A 22,236-nucleotide genomic window follows, 5' to 3' on the forward strand; every position below is an offset into this window, starting at 1 on the left:
CCTCAGTCGCAGGTGGACAGCAGCAGCACCGGCGCCGCGGTGAACGTCACCGCGATCGCGGCGATCACGGCAAGGAGGGTGGCGGCCTTGGCGGTGAAGCGCCGCCGCCGCGCCGCCGCCTCGTCCGCTGCGGATGCGTTGGCGTCACGCCAGGCGCGTCGTGCGCGCGCGCCGAGCCAGGCGATCGCCGCCAGCGCCGCCGCGGTGAGCAGCAGCAGCCACCAGGTGACCGCCTCCAGTCCGGCCACGCGGGTGCGCTGCCAGCCTTCGGCGCAGGCCAGGCCCTGCAGGCTGTAGACCGCGAGCAGGTGCAGCGCCCACACCGCCATCGGCGCGGCCATGCCGGTCAGGTGCTGCGGTCCGCCCATCACACCAGCCTCGGGAACAGGTGGATCACGGCCCAGGCGACCGCGCCCTGGCCGACCGTGTAGCGCCACAGCCCGGCGACGACGCGCGGCTCGAGCGGGCGCGCGGCATCGGCGTACCCGTGGCGCATGCGCATCCAGACGTATCCGGCGGCCAGCATCGCCACCACCATGTGCACGCCATGGAAGCCGGCCAGCGTCCACACCACCGAGGCGTAGGCATGCGCCTGCGGCGGGCCCACGGGAGCGGACAGCGACGCCGCGTGCGCGGCCAGGAAACCGGCGCCGAGCACGACCGTGAGCGGCCAGCCGAGGACGCCGCGCGCATGCGCGGCGCTGCGGCTCGCACGCCCTGCCCATTGCACCGCGCCGAAACAGGCCAGCAGCAGGACGAGCGTCAGCAGCGGCAAGGCCCAGCCGCCGGTGCCGATGCCCGGCGGTGGCCATGTCCCGGTGCCGAGCCAGAGATAGAAATACGCGAACACCAGCGAGGCGAACAGTGCGCCGTCGATCAGCAGCGTGATCACCAGTGCCCACCAGCCGGGCGCGTTGCGGCAGGCGTACTGCGTGGGCAGTTCGAGCCCGGGTCCGGCCGGCACGCGCGCCGGTGCCCGGCGGTCGCCCGTGGTCCAGGCCCAGGCCAGGAACAGCGCCGCCAGCGGTATCAGCAGCAGCGTCGCCGGCAGATAGAGCTTGGCGATGAAGCACGCCAGCAGCAGCGCGATCGTCAGCGCCGCCAGCAACGGGATCCAGGTGCTGCGCGAGATCCGGACCACCTGCTCCGGGACCGCCGACAGCAGGCCGGTGCCGAGCAGCTCGCGGTGGCCGTGGCGGCAGTCGCCGAGCAGGCCGTCGGCGCGCGCGCTCTCGTCGGCCAGCGCTGCGCGGCTCCACAGCGGATATCGATCGTCGACCTGCGGAATCGAGGCGAAGTTGTACTTGGGCACCGGCCACGGCAGCGCCCACTCCAGCGTCCCGGCGCGCCAGGGATTGGCGCCGGCGCGCAGCCCGTGGCGAAAACTCAACGCCGCATCGATCAGGACCGCCAGCGTGCCGATCGCCAGTACGAAGCCGGCCGCGGTCGACAGCAGGTTGAGCCATTCGATGCCGAGTTCCGCAGCATAGGTGTACACGCGTCGCGGCATTCCCAGCAGGCCGGTGAGGTGCATCGGCAGGAAGGTCAGGTTGAAGCCGATGAACACCAGCCAGAACGCGGTCCGGCTCAGGCTCTCCGACGGCATCCGCCCGCTCGCCAGCGGCAGCCAGTAGTACAGCCCGGCGAACAGCGGGAACATCAGCCCGCCGATCAGCACGTAGTGCAGGTGCGCGACCACGAAGTGCGTGTCGTGCGCCTGCCAGTCGAACGGCACCAGCGCCAGCATCACCCCGGTCAGCCCGCCGAGCACGAACACGAAGAAGAACCCGAACAGGTACAGCATCGGCACCCGCAGCCACGGCCTGCCGGACCACAACGTGGCGATCCAGGCGAACACCTGGATGCCCATCGGGATCGCCACCGCCATGCTCGCCGCGCTGAAGAACGCCAGCGCCAGCAGCGGCAGGCCGACCGCGAACATGTGGTGCACCCACAGCCCGAAGCTGAGGAACCCCACCGCCACCGTCGCCAGCACGATCCAGGTATAGCCGACGATCGGCCGCCGCGCGAACGTCGCGATCACCATCGACACCACGCCCGCCGCCGGCAGGAAGATGATGTAGACCTCCGGATGGCCGAACAGCCAGAACAGGTGCTGCCACAGCAGCGGGTCGCCGCCGCGCGCGACCTCGAATAAGGCGAAGTCGAACGCGCGCTGGATCTCCAGCAGCACGCTGGCCAGGATCAGCGGCGGGAATCCGAACGCGATCATGAAGGCCGTCACCAGCATCGCCCAGGCGAACAGCGGCATGCGGCGCACGTCCATGCCCGGTGCGCGGGTGAGCAGGATCGCCACGATCAGCTCCACCGCGGCGGTGACCGCCGCGACCTCGGCGAAGGTCACCCCGATCAGCCAGAAGTCCGCGCCCATGCCCGGCGACCAGGTGGCGTCGGTCAGCGGCACGTACATGAACCAGCCGCCGTCGGGCGCGGCGTCGAACAGGAAGCTCGAATACAGGAACAGCCCGCCGAACAGGTAGCACCAGTACCCGAACGCCGACAGCCGCGGGAACGGCAGGTCGCGCGAGCCGAGCATCTTCGGGATCAGGTACATCGCGAAGCCTTCCATGATCGGCACCGCGAACAGGAACATCATGGTGGTGCCGTGCATGGTCACGAACTGGTTGTAGCGCCGCGGGTCCAGCACCTCGGCATCGAACCAGGCCAGCTGCAGGCGCATGAACATCGCCAGCATGCCGCCGGCCAGCAGGAAGGCGAAGCCGGTGGCGATGAAGCGCAGGCCGACCGTGCTGTGGTTGACCGCGGCCAGTTGGCCGCGCCAGCCGGGTCCGTTGTCCCAGATCCGCGCGAGCGCCGCCAGCCGCTCGTGCTGCACCCGCTCGTCGATGGGCGCGCGCGCGTTCATCGTGAGGCCCCGGCATCGTCGCTGTCGCCCACCGCGTGCGCGCGCAGCCAGCCGCGCCAGGCGTCGTCCTCCAGCACCCGCACCGCGAACACCATGTGCGCGTGCTCCAGCCCGCAGAATTCCGCGCACTGACCGCGCATCGGCGCGGCGCGATCGGCGCGCAGGCGCAACCGGTTGACGCGCCCGGGGATGGCGTCGATCTTGCCGCCCAGGCGCGGGATCCAGAAGCTGTGGATGACATCGGCGCTGGTGACGTGGAACTCGACCATGCGCCCGCGCGGCAGCGCCAGCTCGTCGACCGAAGCGGCCACCGGGGTGTCGCCGTCGCGGTAGCGGAACTCCCACTGCCACTGGCGCCCGGTGACCTCGATCACGGTGTCGACCCGCTCGCCGAGACCGGTGACGCGGCCGCTGTGGACGGTGCCGTAGACGAGCAGCGCGGACAGTACAACCGTGGGCAGCACCAGGCCGCCGCCGACGATCAGCCGGTTCGGCCGCGACAGCGCCCGGGTTTCGCGGCCACGCAGCAGGGCGTAGAGCAGCAGCGACAGCACCAACACCCAGATCGCGGCCGCGGCCCAGAACATCAGCCACCAGGTCTGCGCGATCGCATCGGCGGCCGGGCCGGCCGGGGCGAGCGCCGACTGCGGTCCCCCGCAAGCGCACAGCGCGGCCGCGCTCGCTGTTGCGATGGCGCCACGCATCCGGCGATGCCCGTCCCGGTGTCCGATCGTGTCGTCCCTCGTGCCGTCGACGGCGCCACGGCGGCGGCGCCTTCAACGATGCAAGCTAGCGGCGCTCGTCATCAGGCGATGTGAACGCGGCGCGTCCGCTACCGGGCGCGCTCGTGCGCGCGCAACAGGAGGGGCGGCCTCGGGAATCCGGTCGCGACTTCCGCCGCTCCCACAGGGTCGGTCCCTGCCTGCCCCGTCGTGGGAGCGACTGTGGGAGCGACGGAAGTCGCGACCCCGCGAACCTGATCGCGACCGCCGGCGTCAGGCGCCCACGCGCCGCCGCACCGCCTCCGCATCGCGCACCGGGCGCACCTCGATGCAGCCGGCCCTCGCCCACGGGAACTCGCGCGCCATCCGCACCGCCTCCTCCAGGCTGTCGGCTTCAACCAGGTTGAAGCCGGCCAGCACCTCCTTGGTCTCGGCGAACGGACCGTCCGTCACCGTGGCGCGGCCGTCGCGGATCCGGACCGAGCGCGCGGTCGAAGGCGCCTCCAGCTGCTGGAAGCCGAGCAGCTTGCCGTCGGCCTGCAGCTCGTCGGCGTGCTTGAGGCAGGTTCGCATCATGTCGTCGGCCTCGCCCTCGGGCAGGGCGTCGATCAGGGTGTCGTCGGTATAGACCAGCAGCAGGTATTGCATCGGGGGCGTCCAGCGGCGTCGGGGAGCACATTAGGCCCCAAACCGGAGGGCGATCTCCACCTGCAGCGCAACACGCCGGTTGGCGCGGGTCCCGCCGGCGGAGGCGTCGCGGCGGCGGACCCGCGGAAATTCCGCCGCTGTCGCCGCCGCGATGCGAGAATGGCGCGACGCCGCGATGCGGTGTCGCCCCCGATGGAGCCCCATGAACGCTTCCGCCCACGATCCCGACCCCGCGGCCGTCGCCAAGGACCGCCTGCAGTCCGTCGTCCACGGCGCCGCGCTGGCGCTGATCGTCGGCTGGGTGCTGTACGTCGGCAAGCAGGTGTTCGTGCCGATGGTGTTCAGCGTGCTGGTGGTGTACGTGATCATCGGGCTTGCGCGCGCGCTCGCCGGCGTTCCGACGATCGGGCCGAAGCTGCCGGCGGCGCTGCGCTATCTCTTGTCGATCCTCGGCATCGGCGTGGTGCTGGCCGCCGGGGTTTCGCTGGTGGTGAACAACGTCGGCCGGGTGGTGCAGCTGGCACCCACGTACCAGGACAAGCTGCTCGAGCGCATCCAGCAGGCCACCGAGTTCTTCGGCCTGCGCGCCGCGCCGACCTGGACGGCGCTGCGCGAGGATTTCCTCGAGCAGATCAGACCGCAGGACCTGATCGGGCCGACGGTGGTCTCGGTGACGGGCATCGGGATGACCCTGCTCGTCGTGCTGCTGTACGTGACCTTCCTGCTGGTCGAGAAGCGCGTGTTCGCGGCCAAGCTGCGCAAGCTCTCCGACGATCCGCGCGACGTCTCCCGCATCCGCCAGGTGCTCGACAGCATCAACATCCGCACCGGCCAGTATCTCGCGGTCAAGACGCTGATCAACGTGGTCCTGGGCGTGGTGAGCTGGGCGATGATGGCGGCGTTCGGGCTGGAGTTCGCCGGCTTCTGGGCGGTGCTGATCGCGGTGCTCAACTACGTGCCGTACATCGGATCGTTCCTCGGCGTGCTGTTCCCGGTGGCGTGGGCGATCGTGCAGTTCGGCGATCCCGGCACGGTGATCACCTTGCTGCTGCTGTTGTCGGCAGCGCAGTTCGTGATCGGCAACTTCCTCGATCCGTTCCTGATGGGTAACTCGCTCAATCTCAGCCCGTTCGTGATCCTCGCCAGCCTGACCATCTGGGGCGGGCTGTGGGGCATTCCCGGCGCCTTCCTCGCGGTGCCGATCACCGCGGTGCTGGTGATCGTGCTGTCGGAGTTCCGCGGCACCCGGCCGATCGCGGTGCTGATGTCGCGCAACGGCCATCTCGACGTCGGCCGCGACGGCGCGGCGCGGGCGGATGTCGGCGGCTCCTAGGGCCGAACCGCCGGGATCGATGCACTCCGGCAGTATCCCGCCGGCGGGAAGATCATTCCTCGATCCGGGGCTTTATCCGCGCGCGCAGGCCCTCTAGGCTAGGCCGCTGTTCGCCCGCGCTTCGGGCGATGCGCGCCGCCACCGCAACCGAAGGACATCGCGTGCAGCCGATCCTCTCCATCCGCAATCTCGGCAAGACCTATGCGTCCGGCTTCCAGGCGCTGAAGAACGTCGACCTCGACATCCACCGCGGCGAGATCTTCGCCCTGCTGGGCCCCAACGGCGCCGGCAAGACCACGCTGATCAGCATCGTCTGCGGCATCGTCAACGCCAGCGCCGGCACGGTGGCGGTCGACGGCCACGACATCGTGCGCGACTTCCGTGCCGCGCGTTCGATGATCGGACTGGTGCCGCAGGAACTGTCCACCGACGCGTTCGAGACCGTGTGGGCCACCACGCGCTTCTCGCAGGGCCTGTACGGCAAGCCCTACGATCCGGCGCACCTGGAGAAGGTGCTGCGCGACCTGTCGCTGTGGGACAAGAAGGACAGCAAGATCATGGCGCTGTCGGGCGGCATGAAGCGCCGCGTGCTGATCGCCAAGGCGCTGGCGCACGAGCCGCGGGTCCTGTTCCTGGACGAGCCCAGCGCCGGCGTCGACGTCGAACTGCGCCACGACATGTGGCAGATGGTGCGCGGCCTGCGCGAGCGCGGCACCACCATCATCCTCACCACCCACTACATCGAGGAGGCCGAGGAGATGGCCGACCGCATCGGCGTGATCAACCACGGCGAACTGATCGTGGTCGAGGACAAGGCCACGCTGATGCGCAAGCTCGGCAAGAAGCAGCTGACCTTGCAGCTGCAGGCGCCGCTGGCGGCGATCCCGGAGGAGTTCTCCGAACTGCCGCTGGAGCTGGCCGAGGACGGCCACGCGCTGGTCTACACCTTCGACGTGCAGGCGGGGGAGACCGGCATCGCCGCCCTGCTGCGACGCCTGGGCGAGCACGGCATCGACTTCAAGGACCTGCATTCGAGCGAGAGCTCGCTGGAGGACATCTTCGTCAGCCTGGTGCGCGACGGCGCGCGGGAGGTGCGGGCATGAACTGGCACGCGGTCAAGGCCATCTACCGCTTCGAGATGGCGCGCACCTTCCGCACGATCACCCAGTCGATCGCCTCCCCGGTGCTGACGACCGCGCTGTACTTCATCGTGTTCGGCGCCGCGATCGGTTCGCGCATGGGCGAGATCGACGGGGTCAGCTACGGCGCCTTCATCATTCCCGGCCTGATCATGCTGTCGCTGCTGTCGGAAAGCGTCTCCAACGCCTCGTTCGGCATCTACATGCCGAAGTGGTCGGGCACGATCTACGAGGTGCTGTCGGCGCCGATCTCGCACGTGGAGATCGTGCTCGGCTACGTCGGCGCGGCGACCACCAAGTCGGTGATGCTGGGGCTGCTGATCCTGGTCACGGCGCGGTTCTTCGTGCCCTACGAGATCGCCCATCCGCTGTGGATGATCGGCTTCCTGGTGCTGACCGCGCTCAGCTTCAGCCTGTTCGGCTTCATCATCGGGCTGTGGGCCGACGACTTCCAGAAGCTGCAGGTGATCCCGCTGATGGTGGTGATGCCGCTGACCTTCCTCGGCGGCGCCTTCTACTCGATCGACATGCTGCCGCCGCTGTGGCAGAAGATCGCGCTGTTCAACCCGGTGGTGTACCTGATCAGCGGTTTCCGCTGGAGCTTCTACGGCAGCGCCGACGTCCATATCGCGGTCAGTACCGCGATGATACTGACGCTGCTGGCGGCGTGCCTCGGCCTGGTGTGGTGGATCTTCCGCACCGGCTGGAAGCTCAAGGCCTGAGCGGCGGCGGCGACAAAAAAGCCGCGGCCCGTACGGGCCGCGGCTGCAAGCCGGATGCGTGGCCGGATCGGCTCCGGTCTCCTTGGTTGTCGCGGTCAGTAGTCGCTGGTGCCGGACGCCGTGGTCAGGCCGGAGGTGTCGACCTCGACGACGCCGTCGATGTCGGCGGCGATCTGCCGAGCCTGCTCGATCTGCGCCCGGTCGTCGACATCGCCCGACAGCGTGACCACGCCGTTGACGGTCTCGACGTCGATGTCCAGGCCGGCGACGTCGGTGTCGGCCAGCAGGCTGGACTTGACCTTGGTGGTGATCCAGGTGTCGTCCACCGGCTGGTCGGAATCCATCTGCGTATCGGCCTGCTCCTCGGGTTCCATGCCCGCGTCCTGTGCCAGCGCGCCGCCGGCGACGAAGAGCAGAGCGGTCGACAGCGCGGCGGCCAGCGCGGTGCATTGATGGTGTCGGGTGGTCATGGCGTTATCCTCCGTGGGGTATGTGGGGCGAGTGTCTTCGCGCAAGTGTCCACGAGGCGTGACCGCCAGGTTCCGTTCGTTAAGTGAATGCGTGGTCGAAGCTCACCAAGAGGAACATCGGCTGAGCGTGTGTCGGGGGGTGCCTCCCAAGCCGGCACGCGATATCCGTTCGCTGAATCGCGATCCGCCCAATCGCGCCCTTCTCTGCGGTGGCGGAACGATTCACGAGAGCGACAGTCAGGACTCCCTACACTGGAGGCAGTTTTCGCCGGCACCGTCCGTTCCGGTCGCTCGTACCCGATGCGTTCCAAACCGATCCTGTCCTGCCTTCTCCTGCCGTTGCTCGCCGCGGCCGCGACCGCGTGGGCGCAGGTCGGTGAAGCGCGACGGCCGCCGGTGCGGATAGAACCGGCACAGGTGCGGCCGGCGCCGCCCGCCCGCGTCCCACGCGATCTTTCCGCACGGCCGCGACAGGAGATCGCGATTCCGGCGACCGGGCCGTCGCCGCTGACGCCGCGTCCCGGCGCCCCGGGCACGGAGGACGCCGGATCCCGCGTCGTCGATGCCGCGGCGCCGGCAAAGGTGTACGACCGCACCGGCAGGCTCATTCCGGGAGCGGTACGGGTGGGGCCGAACCGGGTGTACGACCCGCGTAGCGGCCGCTACCGCGATGCGCAGCCGCGCGGCGACGATCTGCAGGTGGTGCCGGGCGACTGAGCCGCCCGGCGGGTCCGCATCAAGGCGCTTCGCCGCGTCCCTGCGCGCGTGCATTGCGGATCACCGCGTGCACGAGCTCGCGATCGTGGTGCCGCGAGATCGCGGTCGCGCCGAGGGCGATCGCCATGTCGCGCAGTTCGGCGGGCACGTCGTAATGCGCGCCGCTGGTGCGGTTCTGGAACGCGCGTCGCGGAATGCCAAGGCGCGCGGCGAACGCGTGCAGTTCCTCCAGGGTATCGGCCATCAGGTGGGCCCACCGGCGGCCGCGCCAAAGGGTGACGGCGTCGTCGACATAGACGGTCATGGCATCGGCTGCAAGCGTGATCGGGAAAGGGCATTGCAAAATCGCGCAGTTCGCGTTGCTTTGCAATGGCGATGCGGCGTGGCGGACAGCGCCCGTCTCGCCTTCGACGCGGCGTTTCACGCGGTTGGAACGCCGGCTCTGGCGTAGTCCGGTTTGCGGCACATGGACATGGACGCTAACCTGATCCATGTTCATGGACGCGCCGGGGAGAGAAAACCGCTCGTGACGTTTCGCCGTTCCGCCTTCGTTTTCAGCGCTTTTCTGCTCCTCGGATCACCAGCCCTGCAGGCGGCCGATGGCGATCCCGAACTCGATCTGGGCGGCGCGGTCCGTTTCAGCTACGGCTGGCTCGACTACGGTCCGAGCACGGATTTCGAGCCCGAACTGGTGCGCATCGACGCCAAGGGCAGCGCCGGGCAGGCGTTCTTCTCGCTGCAGTACCGCTGGTACGACGGTTTCGATGCCGTGCACCATGCATGGGCGGGATGGAAGCTGGACGGGACTTCCGACATCCGCGCCGGCGTCCAGCAGGTGCCGTTCGGGCTGCTGCCGTACGCTTCGCACAGCTTCTGGTTCGGATCCGGCTATTACCTCGGCATCGAGGACGACTACGACATGGGCGTGGTCTGGCAGCGCGGTGCGGGCGCGCACCAGTGGCACGCAGGCGTGTTCTTCGGCGACGAGTACGGCACCGGCGCCCGCTTCGGCCGCTATTCGTTCGACGTGGCCACCACCGACGAGCTGCCGTATCGCGAGCGCGAGCGGCTGAGCCTGCGCTACCAGTACACGCACGACTGGAACGATGCCGAGGTGGCGCTGGGCGCGTCGCTGTTCACCGGCAAGGTCGAGGACCGCGTCGACGGCGGCGAGCATGGCCACGACGGCGCCGCGCTGCACGCGCAATGGCAGCGCGGTCCGGCCACGGTGCAGCTGCAGTGGGCGCGCTACCGCTATCGGATCCCGGAGCCGAGGATCGCGATGTCGGCGTTCCTGTTTCCGTTCGAGATCGCCGCCGAGGCCGACGTGCCGACCTTCAACGTCGCCTGGGAGCTGCCGCGCCCGGGCTGGTTCGACGGCATCACCTGCTACAACAATCTCAGCATGACCCTGCCGGTCGACGACGACCCGGGCCTGCGCGAGTCGTGGCAGAACGTCACCGGCTGCAGCTTCGCCAAGGACAAGATGTTCACCTACGTCGACTGGATCGCCGGCAGGAACATGTGGTTCGTCGGCGGTTCCGGCATCGGCATCGACGAGCCCGGGTCCAACCGCTGGCGCTCGCGCCTGAACGTCAATATCGGCTTCTATTTCTGACGCGCGGCCGCGACGCGACCGTCGCGGCCCGAGTGCAACGATCGCGGCGATCGCCGCGCCGACCGGGGACCATGCCATGAACGAAAACACCACGCCCGCCAAGGCCAGCTGGTACAAGATCAACCCGCCGGTGTTCTTCGCCTCGGCGATCCTGGCGCTGGTGTTCGTCGCTCTGGGCGCGTTCATGCCGGAGTGGTCGGACGCGCTCTTCGGCGACGTCCAGGACTGGGTGGTCGAGAGCGCCGGCTGGTTCTACGTGCTGGCGGTGGCCGGTTTCCTGGTGTTCGTGGTGGCGCTGGCGTTCTCGAACTTCGGCAAGCTCAAGCTGGGCCCGGACCACAGCACGCCCGACTACAGCTATCTGTCCTGGTTCGCGATGCTGTTCTCGGCCGGCATGGGCATCGGCCTGATGTTCTTCGGCGTGGCCGAGCCGATCATGCATTACGCGACGCCGCCGGTCGGCGACCCGGAAACGGTGGCCGCGGCGCGCCAGGCGATGCGCGTCACCTTCTTCCACTGGGGCGTCCACGCCTGGGCGATCTACGCGGTGGTGGCGCTGTCGCTGGCCTACTTCGCCTTCCGCCACGGGCTGCCGCTGACCATCCGCTCCTCCCTGTACCCGCTGATCGGCGAGCGCATCTATGGACCGATCGGCCACGCGGTGGACGTGTTCGCGGTGCTGGGCACGCTGTTCGGCGTGGCGACCTCGCTCGGCTTCGGGGTGATCCAGGTCAATTCCGGCCTCGCCTACCTGTTCGACGTGCCGGTCGGCATCGGCACGCAGATGATCCTGATCGCGGTGATCACCGGCATCGCCACGGTGTCGGTCGGCCTGGGCCTGGACGCGGGTATCCGCCGCATCTCCGAGCTCAACATGATCCTGGCGGTGACGCTGCTGGCGTTCGTGCTGATCGCCGGGCCGACCGTCTACCTGCTGCAGACGCTGGTGCAGAACACCGGCATGTACGTCTCCAACCTGTTCTCGATGACGTTCAACCTCTACGCCTACGAGCCGACCGGCTGGATCGGCGGCTGGACGCTGTTCTACTGGGGCTGGTGGATCGCGTGGTCGCCGTTCGTGGGCATGTTCATCGCGCGCGTCTCGCGCGGCCGCACGATCCGCGAGTTCGTCACCGGCGTGCTGCTGGTGCCGCTGGGCTTCACCTTCATGTGGATGACCTTCTTCGGCAACACCGCGCTGCACATGGTGATGGTCGACGGCGCCGCCGGGCTGATGGAGGCGGTGGCCGAGGACAGTTCGGTGGCGCTGTTCCAGTTCTTCGAACTGCTGCCGCTGTCGTCGATCACCTCGCTGCTGGCGACGCTGCTGGTGGTCACCTTCTTCGTCACCTCGTCCGACTCCGGTTCGCTGGTGGTCGACATGCTGACCTCGGGCGGCGAGGAGGAGGGGCCGTTGTGGCAGCGCATCTTCTGGGCGCTGGTGGAGGGCGCGATCGCCGCGGTGCTGCTGTTCGCCGGCGGACTGGACGCGCTGCAGGCGGCCACCATCGCCAGCGCGCTGCCGTTCACCGTGGTCATGCTGCTGATGTGCTGGGGCATGGTCCGGGCGATGCGGCTGGAAGTGACCAAGCAGCTGAGCATGCGCGAGGCGCGGCTGGCGCCGCTCGGCACGACCGGCCCGCTCGACTGGAAGACCCGCCTGCGCACGATGGCGCACCATCCGCGCCGGCAGGAAGTGCTGGAGTTCCTGCGGCAGCAGGTCAAGCCGGCACTGGCCGAAGTGGCCGGGGAGCTGAAGAAGCAAGGCATGGAGGCGCGCGTCGACGAGGCCGAAGACGGCCGCGTCTGGCTGGAGGTGGGCCACGGCGAGGAGATGGACTTCTTCTACTCGGTGCGCCCGCGCCCCTACGACCCGCCGTCCTTCGCGATGAGCGACCTGCGCCGCAAGCGCGCCGAGGACATCCGCTACTTCCGCGCCGAGGTCCATCTGCGGGAGGGCGGGCAGGACTACGACGTCATGGGCTGGCACAAGGACGAGCTGATCCACGACGTGCTCGACCAGTACCAGCGCCACATGCACTTCCTGCACATCGTGCGTTGAGCGAGGGGCCGCCCCGCGCCGCACCCTGTGGGAGCGACGGCAGTCGCGACTTCCGTCGCTCCCACACGGGCATGCGCTTGCCCGGCCCTTCCGCAGCCGGAGAAAGAGCGTGACGGAGAGGGAGTCCGTTCGGCGCTTTGACTGCCTCCCCGCCGTCGGCGGGGAGGCGGGCCGCGGCGTCATCGGGCCGCAGCCGAATCCCTACGTGCGCTCAGGCGCCGGGCGCGCCGAGTTCCCGCCGCAGCCACTGGTCCAGCAGCGACTTCTCGTAGCGCAGCGTGTCGTTGCGCCGCGTCACCGAGGTGTTGGACAGGTACATCGCATCGCTCAGCGTGCGCTCGCCTTCCTCGATCACGTTGCCGGCGGCATCGAGGCGGCGGAAGTTGAGTTCGATGCGCGGCCAGTAGATGTCGCGCATCATGCGCACGTGGTCGAACTGCATGCCGAGCCATGGCTCGTAGCTGCCGGCGCGGCGGATGTCGGTGATGGTGACGTCGAGCCGCTGTCCCTCGGGCAGGCGGTCCTCGGCGTGCGTCTGCAGGTGCTCGGCCAGCTGGCGCACCCAGTCGCCGCGCTTGGCTTCCCAGCGGTTGCGGCTGTGGCGGATCTCGGTGAACTCCGCCGGGTCGGTCCAGGCCACGCTGACGCGGCCTTCGGTGGGCAGTGCGCGCGGCGCATCGGGATCGGTGACGTCGCGGACCCGGGCGTCGGCGGTGGTCGCGCAGAGCAGCCCGGACAGCAGCATCGGAAGCAGGAATTTCATGACGGATCTCCCGCAGGCGGGTGACCGAGTCTGCGCCTGCGGGAAACGGCTTGCAACGCGATCGGCGGCCGTGCGCGACGGCGGTCGCCGTCCATTCAGCCGACGGCGCGGGTGCGGCGGCGTGCCGTCAGGCCGCTCGCGCCAGCGGCGCGCGCGGCGCTTCGCCGTCGTGCCTGCGCGCGACCGCGGCGCGCACCGCCTCGTACAGTTCCTGCGCCGCGCGGACCGTGGCCGCCAGATCTCCGGCGGCGATCGCGCGCCGGGTTTCGAGTCCGATGTCGATCACGTCCCCGCCGCGGCGGCGCGCTTCGTCGGCCCAGGCCGGCGCGTCGCCGAGTGCGACGGAGCCGGCGTCCTCGACGTAACCACCCAGTCCGATGCCGAGCTCGAGCGCACCGTAGGCGATCGCGGCGACGTCCTGGGCACGCACGTCGGCGGCGATGCGCACGCCGTCGGCGCCGAACCCGGCCCAGGCGCCGAGATGGGCGAGGATCAGCCCGCCGCGGGTGCCCTCGTCGGCCCCGAAGTCGATCCCGGCACCGGCGAACAGGGCGGCCGCGCGATCCAGCGCGCCGTCGGGATCGCCGTCGCGGACCTCGCCCGCCGCCGCCAGTCCTTCCTCGACGTAGCCGAGCGCGCGCTGGACGGATTTGACCCAGTCCGCCCCGGGGTCGAGCAGGACGCTGCCGGGCACGACATGGCCGGCGACGCCGTTGCCCAGCGCGATGGCGCCGTCGAAGGCGCCGTCGTAGTCGCCGTCGCGCACCTGCCGCACCACCCGGATGCCGTCGCGGGCCAGCCCCGTCCAGACATCGATCGTCTGCTGCACCTGGCCGCGATGGCCATCCCATTCCGCCTGCGTCAGGCCGATCCGGCCGCCGACCGTGCCGAGCGCGACGTCCCACTCCATTTCGCCGATCAGCTCCGAGGTCGAGGCGAGCGCCAGGCCGATGCGGCCATCGCCGACCAGGCGGCCGATCTGCAGCGCATCGGCGCCGTGCCCGATCCATTTGCCGGCCGCGCCGAGCCAGCCCTGGCCGGCGTCGAACTGCAGCGACACGTGGGTTCCGAAGGCGCGGTCGAATCCGGCGGCGAAGTCGGCGCCGCTGGCCAACGCACCGGCCACGTCGCCGCGCAGCACCGCCTGCACCGTTTCCACCGCATCGTTGCCGTGGCTCGCCGCCTGTTGGATCTGGCCGCTCACGCGCGCCACGCCTTCGGCGCCGATGTCTCCCGCGACCGCGCCGGCCAGTCCCGACGCGCCGCCGATGGCCTCGACGATGCGCCCGTTCTTGATGTCGACCACCACCTTCTCGCCGACCAGTACCCGGTCGGCCCACTGCTGCACGCCGCGCGCGGCATCGGCCACGCCGCCGAAGACATCGCCGAACGCACCGCTGACGGTGGACGTCGCCTGCAGCACGCCGTTGACGATGCCGCCGAGGCCGCCGCGCTGGAACGACGCGATCGCGGCCTGGGCGCCGTGGGCGACGTCGCGGACCTTGCCGGCGACGGTGGCGATGCCGCTGGCGACGCTGGACGTGAGCTTGCCGGCGATCGCGCCGGCGCCGCCCGCCAAGGCGCCGGCGGCACCCGCCACCGCGTGCAGCACGTTGCCGCTCCGGACGCCGTCGACGACCGCGATCACCCCGCTGACGATGCGCGCCGGAATGGCGATCCAGGGAATGGGGATGAAGCTGCAGATGCCGAGGATGGTCTTGCCGAACTTGCCGAAGAAATCGCCGATCGCGGAGAACAGTCCGCCGAACAGTCCGCCCTTCTTGCATTTGCAGGCGGTGACCTGGCCGTCGCCGTCGACGCTGAAGGTGACCTTGTACTTGCCGAACTTCATCTTGAAGTCGCCGCCGGCCTCGAGCGCCGCCATCACCTCGTTGTACTTCGCCGCGATCTGGCCATCGTTCATCTTCTTGAAGGCCTTCTCCGGCAAGCCGAGCAGGGCGCGCAGTTCCTGCTTCATCTCGGCCGCGGTGGGTTGCGGCGGCGGCGTCATCACCGGCGCCGCGTGGGCGATGTCGAGCACGTTGCGCAGGCGGTCCTGCTGGTGCATCGGGTCGATGGCGGTATTGACATAGCGCGCGGCGGCTTCCAGGTGCATGCCGCGCAGCGCGTCGGCGGAGGCGCCGGTGGCGAAGCCGAGCGCGGCCAGGTCGCTGCCGGCCAGCCGCAACGGCGCGGCGCCCGCCTCCGGCCCGACCAGCGCCCGCGCCAACTCCATGTGCAGCCGCGCCTGTCCGGCGTCCAGCGCGTTCTGCTGTTGCGCGGCCTTGCCGAGCAGCCATATCGACTGGTCGTTGTAGGACACCCTCGGCATCGCTGCGCCGGCGTCGACCGCCGATTGCGGCGCGGGCGCCTGCTGCGGCGCTGGCGGCAGCAGCGGCGCCGCCAGGCGGCTGCTGCGCATGAACGCCTGGATGGTGCCGCGATCGGTCGCCGGCAGCGGGGTGCTCGATTGCGGCAGCCGGGCTTGCTCGTCCCCGGTATCGTCGCGTCCGCCGAGGTGCTCGCCGGCGCCGCCGGTCCGCTGCGCCGCTTCGCTCTCGGGGCTGCCCCCGGCTCCGTTGCGGCCCTGGAGATCGGACAGCCGCGGATCGGAGAGTGCGGCGGTGTCGTAGCGGCTGGTAATGGTCTCGAGGCTCACGGTCGTGTCCCGGTATCCGAAGGGCGGCGCATACGCATGGGTATGCAGACCGCATCGATACCGGGCGTGGCCGCCCGCCTCAAGCTGGGGAAGACCCCAGCCTGGGGTCTTCCCGTGGATGGCCGCCGCGCGCGTTCCCCGGCGGTGCGCACCGCGGCGTCAGCGCTGCAGCAGCGGTTCCAGCGCCGTCCACACGTGATCGCGCAGCCGCGCCTGCGCCGCGGGGGTGGGGTGCAGGTTGTCGTCCTGGAACGCATCGCGCTCCAGCGCGATCGGCTCGAGCAGGAACGGCAGCAGCGGGATGTCGAAGAACTCGGCCAGTTCGCGGTACAAGGCCTCGAAGTCCCGGGTGTACTCGGCGCCGAGGTTCGGCGGCATGCGCATGCCGACCAGCAGCACCTCGGCGCCGACGTGCCGCGAAGCGCCGATCATCCTGGCCAGGTTGCGGCGCATCTCGCGGATCGGCAGCCCGCGCAGGCCGTCGTTGGCGCCCAGCGCGATCACCACCACCGCCGGCCGGTGCCGCAGGACCTCGGCGGTGATCCGCGACGAACCGCCGGCGGTGGTCTCGCCGCTGATGCTGGCATTGACCACCCGCCAGTCGGGATGGCTGGCGGCGAGTCGATCGGCCAACAGTGCCACCCAGCCCTCCGAGGCGGCCATGCCGTAGCCGGCCGACAACGAGTCGCCCATCACCAGGATCGTGTGCGGCGCCGCATCGGCGCCCCGGCGCGTCGCGGCGGGGTCCGCCGCCTGGGCGGGCAGGAGCGCCGCGAGCAGCAGCAGTCCCCAACCGATGGCCCATTGCATGCGGCGGCGGGAAGCCGCATACCGAAGAAGGTCGAACGACATGCGATTCCTGCTCCTGATGGCCGGCCGCCAGCATAAGCGCTGCGTCGGTCCGGCGAACCGGGACGAGGATCCCGGAAGTTCTTAAGAAACGTTTAATCCCCGCCACGGACGATGGCGACGCACACACGAGGATTCCCATGGCCGATTCCACTCCTGCCGCTTCGGCGGACGTCCGCCACGCGCTCAAGGTCATCGGACTCGGCAAGCGCGTGCCGCTGCCGTCCGGCGATCTGACCATCCTCGACGGCGTCGGGTTCCGCATCGCGCACGGCGACAGCGTCGCCATCGTCGGCGCCTCCGGCTCCGGCAAGAGCACGCTGCTGTCGCTGATGGCCGGCCTGGACACACCCAGCAGCGGCGAGGTGTCGCTCGACGGCCAGCCGCTGTCGGCGCTGGACGAGGACGGCCGCGCGCGGGTGCGGGCGGACAAGGTCGGCTTCGTGTTCCAGAGCTTCCAGCTGCTGCCCTCGCTCACGGCGCTCGAGAACGTGATGCTGCCGCTGGAATTGCGCGGCGACGCCGACGCGCGCGGCCCGGCGGAGCAGACGCTGCGCAAGGTCGGCCTCGGCGAGCGCCTGGGCCATTACCCGCGGCAGCTGTCCGGCGGTGAGCAGCAGCGCGTGGCGCTGGCGCGCGCCTTCGTCACCGGGCCGTCGCTGCTGTTCGCCGACGAGCCGACCGGCAATCTCGACACCCGGACCGGGCAGGCGGTGATCGAGCTGCTGTTCGCGATGAACGCCGAGGCCGGCACCACCCTGGTGCTGGTGACCCACGACGAACACCTAGCGTCGCGTTGCCGCCGCATGCTGCGCCTGGACAGCGGCCGCCTGGTGGGCGACGCATGAGGACGCTCGCGCTGGCGGCCACCCAGCTGCGCCGTGACCTGGCCGCCGGCGAGGTCCGCATCATGCTGGCGGCGCTGGTGCTGGCGGTGCTGGCGGTGACCGCGGTCGGCTTCGTCACCGATCGCGCCGGACGCGCGCTGGCGATCGAGGCCAACCGCCTGCTCGGCGGCGATGCGGTGCTGCGCGGCGACGCGCCGATCGGCGACGAGGTGCGCGCCGCCGCCGACGCGGCCGGCCTGCGGCGCACCGAGACGGTCGAGCTCGACAGCATGATCCGCGCCGGCGCCGAACCGCGGCTGGGCGAGCTGCGCGCGCTCGGCGAGGGCTTCCCGCTGCGTGGCGCGTTCCGCATCGTCGAGCGCGCCGGCGGTGCCGAGCGCGAGGCCGGCGGCGTGCCCGCGCCGGGCACCTTGTGGATGAGCCGCGCCGGCGCCGACGTCTTCGGCGCGCGGATCGGCGACAGCATCGGCATCGGCACCCTGCAGTTGCGCCTGGCGGCGCTGGTGACGCAGGAGCCGGATGCCTCGATCGACTATTTCAACGTCGCGCCGAAAGTCTTCCTCAATCTCGCCGACCTGCCGGCCACCGGCCTGTTGCAGGAGGGCAGCCGCGTCCGCTACCGGCTGGTGGTGGCCGGCGAGACCGGTGCGGTCGAGCGTTTCGCCGCGGACGCGCGCGCGAACCTCGCGCGCGGGCAGCGGCTGGAGACGATCCGCGATACGCGCCCGGAAGTGAACTCGGCGCTCGACCGCGCCGGCCGCTTCCTCGGTCTGGCGGCGCTGGTGTCGGTGGTGCTGGCGGCGGTGGCGGTGGCGATGGCCGCGCGCCGCCACAGCGAGCGGCACCTGTCCGGTGCGGCGGTGATGCGCTGCCTCGGCGCCAGCCAGCGCACCCTGGTCGGGATCCACGTCGGCGAGCTGCTGCTGCTCGGGCTGATCGCGGCCACGCTCGGCGTGGTGCTGGCGTTCGCGCTGCAGTGGGCGGTCGGCGGATGGATCGCGCAGGCGCTGCAGGTCGAGCTGCCGGCCGCGGGCTGGATGCCGGCGGTCCAAGGTTACGGCGTCGGCCTGGTGGTGCTGCTGGCCTTCGGCGCGCCGCCGGTGCTGGCGCTGCGGCGGGTGCCGGCGCTGCGGGTGCTGCGCCGCGACCTGGATCCGGTCGAGCCCGGGGCGCTGGTGGTGTTGCTGGCCGGACTCGGCGGCCTGGCCGCGCTGCTGTGGTGGAAGGCGGGTTCGGCGGAGCTGGCCACCTCGATGCTGCTCGGCATCCTCGCCACGCTGGCGGTGCTGGCGCTGCTGGCCTGGGCGCTGATCGTGCTGGTGCGGCGGCTGCGCACACGGCTGCGCGGCAGCCTGCGCTACGGTCTGGCCAACGTCAGCCGCCGCGCCGGCAGCAGCATCGCGCAGGTGTCGGCGCTGGGCCTGGGGCTGATGGCGCTGCTGCTGCTGACCTTCGTGCGCACCGACCTGCTCGACCGCTGGCAGCTGGCGCTGGCGGAGAACGCGCCCAACCGCTTCATCATCAACGTGCAGCCCGACCAGCTCGACCCGGTGCGCGCGTTCATGGCCGCGCAGGAGGTGGATCCGCCGGTGCTGTTCCCGATGGTGCGTGCGCGCCTGGTCGGACGCAACGGCGAGGCGGTGAGCGGCGAGTCCTATGCCGATGCGCAGCCCCGCGCCCGGCGCATGGCCGAGCGCGAGTTCAACCTGTCGATGGCCGATGCGCTGCGCGACGACAACAGGGTCACCGCCGGCAAGTTCTGGAACGGCACGCCGGCGCAGCCGGAATTCTCGGTGGAGGAAGGCTTCGCCGAGACGCTGGGCTGGAAGATCGGCGACCGCATCGCTTTCGACATCGCCGGCCAGCGGATGGAGGCGCCGATCACCAGCCTGCGCAGCGTGGAGTGGGAGAGCTTCCGTCCGAACTTCTTCGTGCTGGCCTCGTCCGGCGCGCTGGACGGCTATCCGGCCAGCTACATCACCGCGGTGTCGGTGCCGCCGGAACGCGGCCGCTTCACCGCCGACCTGGTCGAACGCTTCCCCAACCTGTCGGTGATCGACGTCGACGCGGTGCTCGCCCAGGTGCGCGGCACCGCCGACCAGGTCTCGGTGGTGGTGCAGGCGGTGTTCTGGTTCTCGCTGGCCGCCGGCGTGCTGGTGTTGCTGGCCGCGGTCAGCGCCAGCCAGGACGAGCGCCTGCTCGAGGGCGGGGTGATGCGCGTGCTCGGCGGCAGCCGCCGTCAACTCCGGCTGGCGCAGACGTCCGAGTTCGCCGCCATCGGCCTGCTGTCCGGACTGGTGGCGGCGATCGCGGCCTCGGTGCTGTCCGGCGTGGTCGCCTCGCAGGTGTTCGACCTGCCGTGGAACCCGAACTGGCGGCTGGCGGCGGTCGGCGGCGGCCTCGGCGTGCTGGTCACGCTGGTCGCGGGGCTGCTGGCGACGCGCCGGGTGCTCGATGCGCCGCCGTCGGTGACGCTGCGCGGGCTGCAGGGCTGAGCCGGCGCGCGCTGCGCGACATCGCCACCGGAGCCGGTAGAACCGAGTTTGCTCGGCTGCGGAGGCTCCGGAGCCGAGAGCAGCGAGCGAGCTCCGCTCTACGGGTGGCGGAGCGGGATGTGCGCTCTGGGGCGGCGTGTGCGGCGCGGGGCGTGGTTCAGGTTTCCACGTCCCTGGGCTCGGCGTCGAACCGGCGCGAATAGGCGCGCTCGTCGGCGACCTGTTTGACCTGTTCGGGCGAGAGTTCCGGCGCGCCGTAGACCGCGTAGGCGACGGAGCCGTTGTTGCGGCCTACCTGGTGCAGCCGGTAGCGGGGCTGGCCGCCGCCGGTATCGGGCGGATAGTGCAGGGGCGGCGAGTCGCCGTCCATGTCGAGTTCGCTGTTGTCGACGACACCGCCAACGAAAAGGGCACGCATGCAGACCTCCACCGGTTGATCGCTTTCGATCATGTTGCCGCCGGCGTTTGCGTTGCATGAAGCAAAGGTTGGCATTGCATGGACGCGGCGGCCCGCGTTCATCCGCGTGCATGACGCCGCAGGCCACCGCGCCGAACGGTGGCCGTGTGACGCGCAACGGGTCCATTCCGTGACTCTCCGCAGCAGCGGAGCGTGACTGCCTTCGTATAAGGCGCAATCCGTCCGCGCATTGCGTCCGTGTGTCCCGCAGGTGACAGCCGTCGCCAGTGCCCTCTTCCGAGACTCGCCCGACACGGATCGGAGGAACGGGGCGATGAGAGAAGGACGGCAGGGCCCGGGTGCGTTCGGCACCGCGGACGAGATGTTCATCGAGGCATGGCGCGCGACCTTTCCCGACCTCCGCCGGCGCGCGTTGCGGCTGGCGGGCGGCCATCGCGATCGTGCGGACGACCTGATCGCCGATACCGCGATCAAGGCGCTGCTGTTCATGCGCGGATCGCCGGACGTGTTGACCGATCCGCAGGGCCTGCTGATGGTCGTGCTGCGTCACGTCTTTCTCGATGGCGTCCGGCGCGGCCGGCGCGAAATCGCGACCGTGGACGCCGCCGCGGACGTGCAGGCGGCGCTGGAGACCTGCGACGGCGGCGGCCTGTCTCCGTTGCAGCACGTGGAGCTGCGCGACCAGGTGGATCGCGTGGTGGCCGCGGTCGCCGCGCTGACGCGGGAGCAGAAACGGCTGTTCGCGCTCCGCTTCGTCGACGAGCTTCCCTACAAGGCGATCGCCGACCGCCTGCGCATCAGCGAACCGTTGACGCGAAAGCGGGTGGAACTGCTGCGCCGGCGCCTGCGGACGGCGGATGCGCGCGAATGAGCGCGGCCGTTCACGAACTGCGCGCCGGCGCGTTTGGATGAGGGCACGGCGGTCACCGCCGATTGCAACGACTCGATTCCCTGCGACCGCCCAAGGACACCTCCATGGCCGATTCCACACCCGTCAACGCACAGATCACCGATGCGGTGACGCAGACCAACGTCAAGGTCGTCGCCGAAGCGCCGGCCCAGGCGATCGCCGCGCTCTACCAGGTCGCCAGCCACTCCACAGGGCTGGCGCTGCAGAACGCGGTGCACAGCCAGCAGGCACTGAACCAGATCTCCAGCGCGGTCATTTCCAAGGCCGTGGGGCTGATCATGGCGATCGGAGAGAAGTCGTGAACGGGCGGGACGCACCGCCTGGTGCCGTTGCCCCGGACGGGAGGAGCTGAGCCATGGCCCTCTGGTTCAGGAGAAAATCCAGGCAGGCTCCGCAGCAGGCCGATGACGCGGCGAATGCGCAGGATTCCCCGCCCCCGCCCCCGCCCCCGCCGCCGCCGCCGCCTCCGAGTCCGCCTGCCGCGGCGCCCGTGCGCCCGACGACGTTGAGCGCGATGAATGCGCACTTGCTGGCGCAAGCGGGTGTGGCGGCGCCGGCCACCGACGCGCTCAACCAGAAAATCGTCCAGGCGGTGCGGATGAGCAACGCCGAGGACACGGCGTACGCACCGTCGCAGATCGCGATCGGGCCCGACATGATGATCAGCCAGGCGTCCGGCCTGGTGGCGCAGTCCGCGGCCGCCTACTTCGACGGTGCCAGCAAGCTGGCGCTCGCCAGCCAGGGTGTCCTGCTCAAGCAGATGACGCAGAACCTGGTCGAGCAGAACCTGGCGCAGGCCGCCGAGGATGCGCTGGGGGTGCTGGCGACCGACGTGATGATGGCGGCCGCGGCCGCCGTGGCCGCGGCCGCCGGGGCGATGGAGGCGGAGTCGGCCAGTTTCGCGATCGACAAGATCGACCAGAGCATCTCCAAGTACAGCAGCCTGCTGGCGGCCCGCAAGGGCGGGTCCTGACGG

21 protein-coding genes are annotated in these 22,236 nt (G+C 70.5%); 11 read left to right on the forward strand and 10 right to left on the reverse strand.

Annotated features, from left to right (window positions below; all coding sequences use genetic code 11):
* Window positions 1-2: 2 nt before the first annotated feature.
* The 4 genes from U3649_RS05360 to U3649_RS05375 form a co-directional block, all read right to left on the reverse strand.
* Window positions 3-368, reverse strand: coding sequence for a hypothetical protein (locus U3649_RS05360; RefSeq protein WP_407353844.1), 366 nt, complete (start codon window positions 366-368; stop codon window positions 3-5).
* Window positions 368-2,887, reverse strand: a complete 2,520-nt coding sequence (gene ctaD / locus U3649_RS05365) for a cytochrome c oxidase subunit I (RefSeq protein WP_407353845.1) — start codon at window positions 2,885-2,887, stop codon at window positions 368-370. Before ctaD ends, U3649_RS05360 begins: the two co-directional genes overlap by 1 nt.
* Entirely contained in the window at window positions 2,884-3,591 is a 708-nt protein-coding gene (gene coxB / locus U3649_RS05370) for a cytochrome c oxidase subunit II (RefSeq protein WP_407353846.1), read from the reverse strand. Before coxB ends, ctaD begins: the two co-directional genes overlap by 4 nt.
* 291 nt (window positions 3,592-3,882) lie before the next feature.
* Complete coding sequence (locus tag U3649_RS05375) at window positions 3,883-4,257, reverse strand: YciI family protein (protein ID WP_407353847.1); 375 nt, start codon at window positions 4,255-4,257, stop codon at window positions 3,883-3,885.
* Window positions 4,258-4,459: 202 nt separating this feature from the next.
* Here U3649_RS05375 and U3649_RS05380 point away from each other — a divergent pair, with 202 nt between their 5' ends.
* The 3 genes from U3649_RS05380 to U3649_RS05390 all read left to right on the forward strand — a co-directional run bounded on the left by U3649_RS05380 (window position 4,460) and on the right by U3649_RS05390 (window position 7,451).
* Window positions 4,460-5,590, forward strand: a complete 1,131-nt coding sequence (locus tag U3649_RS05380; protein WP_407353848.1) for an AI-2E family transporter — start codon at window positions 4,460-4,462, stop codon at window positions 5,588-5,590.
* A gap of 161 nt (window positions 5,591-5,751) precedes the next feature.
* Entirely contained in the window at window positions 5,752-6,693 is a 942-nt protein-coding gene (locus U3649_RS05385) for an ABC transporter ATP-binding protein (RefSeq protein ID WP_407353849.1), read from the forward strand.
* Window positions 6,690-7,451 (forward strand): ABC transporter permease, encoded by a 762-nt coding sequence (locus U3649_RS05390; RefSeq protein WP_407353850.1) that lies wholly within the window; start codon window positions 6,690-6,692, stop codon window positions 7,449-7,451. Before U3649_RS05385 ends, U3649_RS05390 begins: the two co-directional genes overlap by 4 nt.
* A 95-nt stretch (window positions 7,452-7,546) precedes the next feature.
* On the opposite strand, the gene U3649_RS05395 is transcribed toward U3649_RS05390, so the two are convergent.
* The gene (locus U3649_RS05395) at window positions 7,547-7,921 is read right to left on the reverse strand and encodes a BON domain-containing protein (RefSeq protein ID WP_407353851.1); all 375 of its coding nucleotides are present in this window, start codon (window positions 7,919-7,921) and stop codon (window positions 7,547-7,549) included.
* Between the two features lie 300 nt (window positions 7,922-8,221).
* On the opposite strand from U3649_RS05395, the gene U3649_RS05400 reads away from it, so the two are divergent.
* Window positions 8,222-8,638 (forward strand): hypothetical protein, encoded by a 417-nt coding sequence (locus U3649_RS05400; protein WP_407353852.1) that lies wholly within the window; start codon window positions 8,222-8,224, stop codon window positions 8,636-8,638.
* 19 nt (window positions 8,639-8,657) lie between these two features.
* Here the strand turns inward: U3649_RS05400 and U3649_RS05405 are convergent, their stop codons facing one another.
* Complete coding sequence (locus U3649_RS05405) at window positions 8,658-8,942, reverse strand: DUF4031 domain-containing protein (RefSeq protein ID WP_407354550.1); 285 nt, start codon at window positions 8,940-8,942, stop codon at window positions 8,658-8,660.
* A gap of 222 nt (window positions 8,943-9,164) precedes the next feature.
* Between U3649_RS05405 and U3649_RS05410 the strand changes: the two genes are divergently transcribed.
* On the forward strand, window positions 9,165-10,256 hold the full coding sequence (locus U3649_RS05410) for a hypothetical protein (RefSeq protein WP_407353853.1): 1,092 nt from the start codon (window positions 9,165-9,167) through the stop codon (window positions 10,254-10,256).
* A 76-nt stretch (window positions 10,257-10,332) separates the two neighbouring features.
* Window positions 10,333-12,318 (forward strand): BCCT family transporter, encoded by a 1,986-nt coding sequence (locus U3649_RS05415; RefSeq protein ID WP_407353854.1) that lies wholly within the window; start codon window positions 10,333-10,335, stop codon window positions 12,316-12,318.
* A 211-nt stretch (window positions 12,319-12,529) separates the two neighbouring features.
* On the opposite strand, the gene U3649_RS05420 is transcribed toward U3649_RS05415, so the two are convergent.
* The 3 genes from U3649_RS05420 to U3649_RS05430 form a co-directional block, all read right to left on the reverse strand.
* The gene (locus tag U3649_RS05420; protein ID WP_407353855.1) at window positions 12,530-13,081 is read right to left on the reverse strand and encodes a DUF3016 domain-containing protein; all 552 of its coding nucleotides are present in this window, start codon (window positions 13,079-13,081) and stop codon (window positions 12,530-12,532) included.
* Window positions 13,082-13,208: 127 nt separating this feature from the next.
* Window positions 13,209-15,740: a hypothetical protein gene (locus tag U3649_RS05425; RefSeq protein WP_407353856.1), complete on the reverse strand. Its 2,532-nt coding sequence runs from the start codon at window positions 15,738-15,740 to the stop codon at window positions 13,209-13,211.
* Between the two features lie 159 nt (window positions 15,741-15,899).
* Window positions 15,900-16,592 carry an arylesterase gene (locus U3649_RS05430; RefSeq protein WP_407353857.1) on the reverse strand — a complete coding sequence of 231 codons (693 nt, stop codon included), beginning with the start codon at window positions 16,590-16,592 and terminating at the stop codon, window positions 15,900-15,902.
* A gap of 137 nt (window positions 16,593-16,729) precedes the next feature.
* On the opposite strand from U3649_RS05430, the gene U3649_RS05435 reads away from it, so the two are divergent.
* Entirely contained in the window at window positions 16,730-17,437 is a 708-nt protein-coding gene (locus U3649_RS05435) for an ABC transporter ATP-binding protein (RefSeq protein WP_407353858.1), read from the forward strand.
* Window positions 17,434-19,932: an ABC transporter permease gene (locus U3649_RS05440; RefSeq protein ID WP_407353859.1), complete on the forward strand. Its 2,499-nt coding sequence runs from the start codon at window positions 17,434-17,436 to the stop codon at window positions 19,930-19,932. The genes U3649_RS05435 and U3649_RS05440 overlap by 4 nt, the downstream gene beginning before the upstream one ends.
* Before the next feature lie 157 nt (window positions 19,933-20,089).
* Here U3649_RS05440 and U3649_RS05445 read toward each other — a convergent pair whose 3' ends face one another.
* The gene (locus U3649_RS05445; RefSeq protein WP_407353860.1) at window positions 20,090-20,350 is read right to left on the reverse strand and encodes a hypothetical protein; all 261 of its coding nucleotides are present in this window, start codon (window positions 20,348-20,350) and stop codon (window positions 20,090-20,092) included.
* A gap of 313 nt (window positions 20,351-20,663) precedes the next feature.
* Here U3649_RS05445 and U3649_RS05450 point away from each other — a divergent pair, with 313 nt between their 5' ends.
* The 3 genes from U3649_RS05450 to U3649_RS05460 all read left to right on the forward strand — a co-directional run bounded on the left by U3649_RS05450 (window position 20,664) and on the right by U3649_RS05460 (window position 22,233).
* Entirely contained in the window at window positions 20,664-21,221 is a 558-nt protein-coding gene (locus U3649_RS05450) for an RNA polymerase sigma factor (RefSeq protein WP_407353861.1), read from the forward strand.
* Window positions 21,222-21,325: 104 nt separating this feature from the next.
* Window positions 21,326-21,562, forward strand: a complete 237-nt coding sequence (locus U3649_RS05455) for a RebB family R body protein (protein WP_149194335.1) — start codon at window positions 21,326-21,328, stop codon at window positions 21,560-21,562.
* Window positions 21,563-21,774: 212 nt separating this feature from the next.
* Window positions 21,775-22,233 carry a hypothetical protein gene (locus tag U3649_RS05460; protein ID WP_407353862.1) on the forward strand — a complete coding sequence of 153 codons (459 nt, stop codon included), beginning with the start codon at window positions 21,775-21,777 and terminating at the stop codon, window positions 22,231-22,233.
* Window positions 22,234-22,236 lie beyond the last annotated feature (3 nt).

It is taken from the genome of Luteimonas sp. R10, assembly GCF_045689605.1.
In the GTDB taxonomy this organism is placed as follows: Bacteria; Pseudomonadota; Gammaproteobacteria; order Xanthomonadales; family Xanthomonadaceae; genus Luteimonas.

Coding starts and splice junctions, on each gene's coding strand:
- U3649_RS05405 (WP_407354550.1), bottom strand. CDS start 8,942: ATGACCGTCTATGTCGACGACGCCGTCACCCTTTGGCGCGGCCGCCGG.
- U3649_RS05460 (WP_407353862.1), top strand. CDS start 21,775: ATGAATGCGCACTTGCTGGCGCAAGCGGGTGTGGCGGCGCCGGCCACC.
- U3649_RS05430 (WP_407353857.1), bottom strand. CDS start 16,592: ATGTCGTTCGACCTTCTTCGGTATGCGGCTTCCCGCCGCCGCATGCAA.
- U3649_RS05375 (WP_407353847.1), bottom strand. CDS start 4,257: ATGCAATACCTGCTGCTGGTCTATACCGACGACACCCTGATCGACGCC.
- U3649_RS05390 (WP_407353850.1), top strand. CDS start 6,690: ATGAACTGGCACGCGGTCAAGGCCATCTACCGCTTCGAGATGGCGCGC.
- coxB (WP_407353846.1), bottom strand. CDS start 3,591: ATGCGTGGCGCCATCGCAACAGCGAGCGCGGCCGCGCTGTGCGCTTGC.
- U3649_RS05440 (WP_407353859.1), top strand. CDS start 17,434: ATGAGGACGCTCGCGCTGGCGGCCACCCAGCTGCGCCGTGACCTGGCC.
- U3649_RS05455 (WP_149194335.1), top strand. CDS start 21,326: ATGGCCGATTCCACACCCGTCAACGCACAGATCACCGATGCGGTGACG.
- U3649_RS05450 (WP_407353861.1), top strand. CDS start 20,664: ATGAGAGAAGGACGGCAGGGCCCGGGTGCGTTCGGCACCGCGGACGAG.
- U3649_RS05415 (WP_407353854.1), top strand. CDS start 10,333: ATGAACGAAAACACCACGCCCGCCAAGGCCAGCTGGTACAAGATCAAC.
- U3649_RS05360 (WP_407353844.1), bottom strand. CDS start 368: ATGGGCGGACCGCAGCACCTGACCGGCATGGCCGCGCCGATGGCGGTG.
- U3649_RS05445 (WP_407353860.1), bottom strand. CDS start 20,350: ATGCGTGCCCTTTTCGTTGGCGGTGTCGTCGACAACAGCGAACTCGAC.
- U3649_RS05420 (WP_407353855.1), bottom strand. CDS start 13,081: ATGAAATTCCTGCTTCCGATGCTGCTGTCCGGGCTGCTCTGCGCGACC.
- U3649_RS05435 (WP_407353858.1), top strand. CDS start 16,730: ATGGCCGATTCCACTCCTGCCGCTTCGGCGGACGTCCGCCACGCGCTC.
- U3649_RS05400 (WP_407353852.1), top strand. CDS start 8,222: ATGCGTTCCAAACCGATCCTGTCCTGCCTTCTCCTGCCGTTGCTCGCC.
- U3649_RS05395 (WP_407353851.1), bottom strand. CDS start 7,921: ATGACCACCCGACACCATCAATGCACCGCGCTGGCCGCCGCGCTGTCG.
- U3649_RS05380 (WP_407353848.1), top strand. CDS start 4,460: ATGAACGCTTCCGCCCACGATCCCGACCCCGCGGCCGTCGCCAAGGAC.
- ctaD (WP_407353845.1), bottom strand. CDS start 2,887: ATGAACGCGCGCGCGCCCATCGACGAGCGGGTGCAGCACGAGCGGCTG.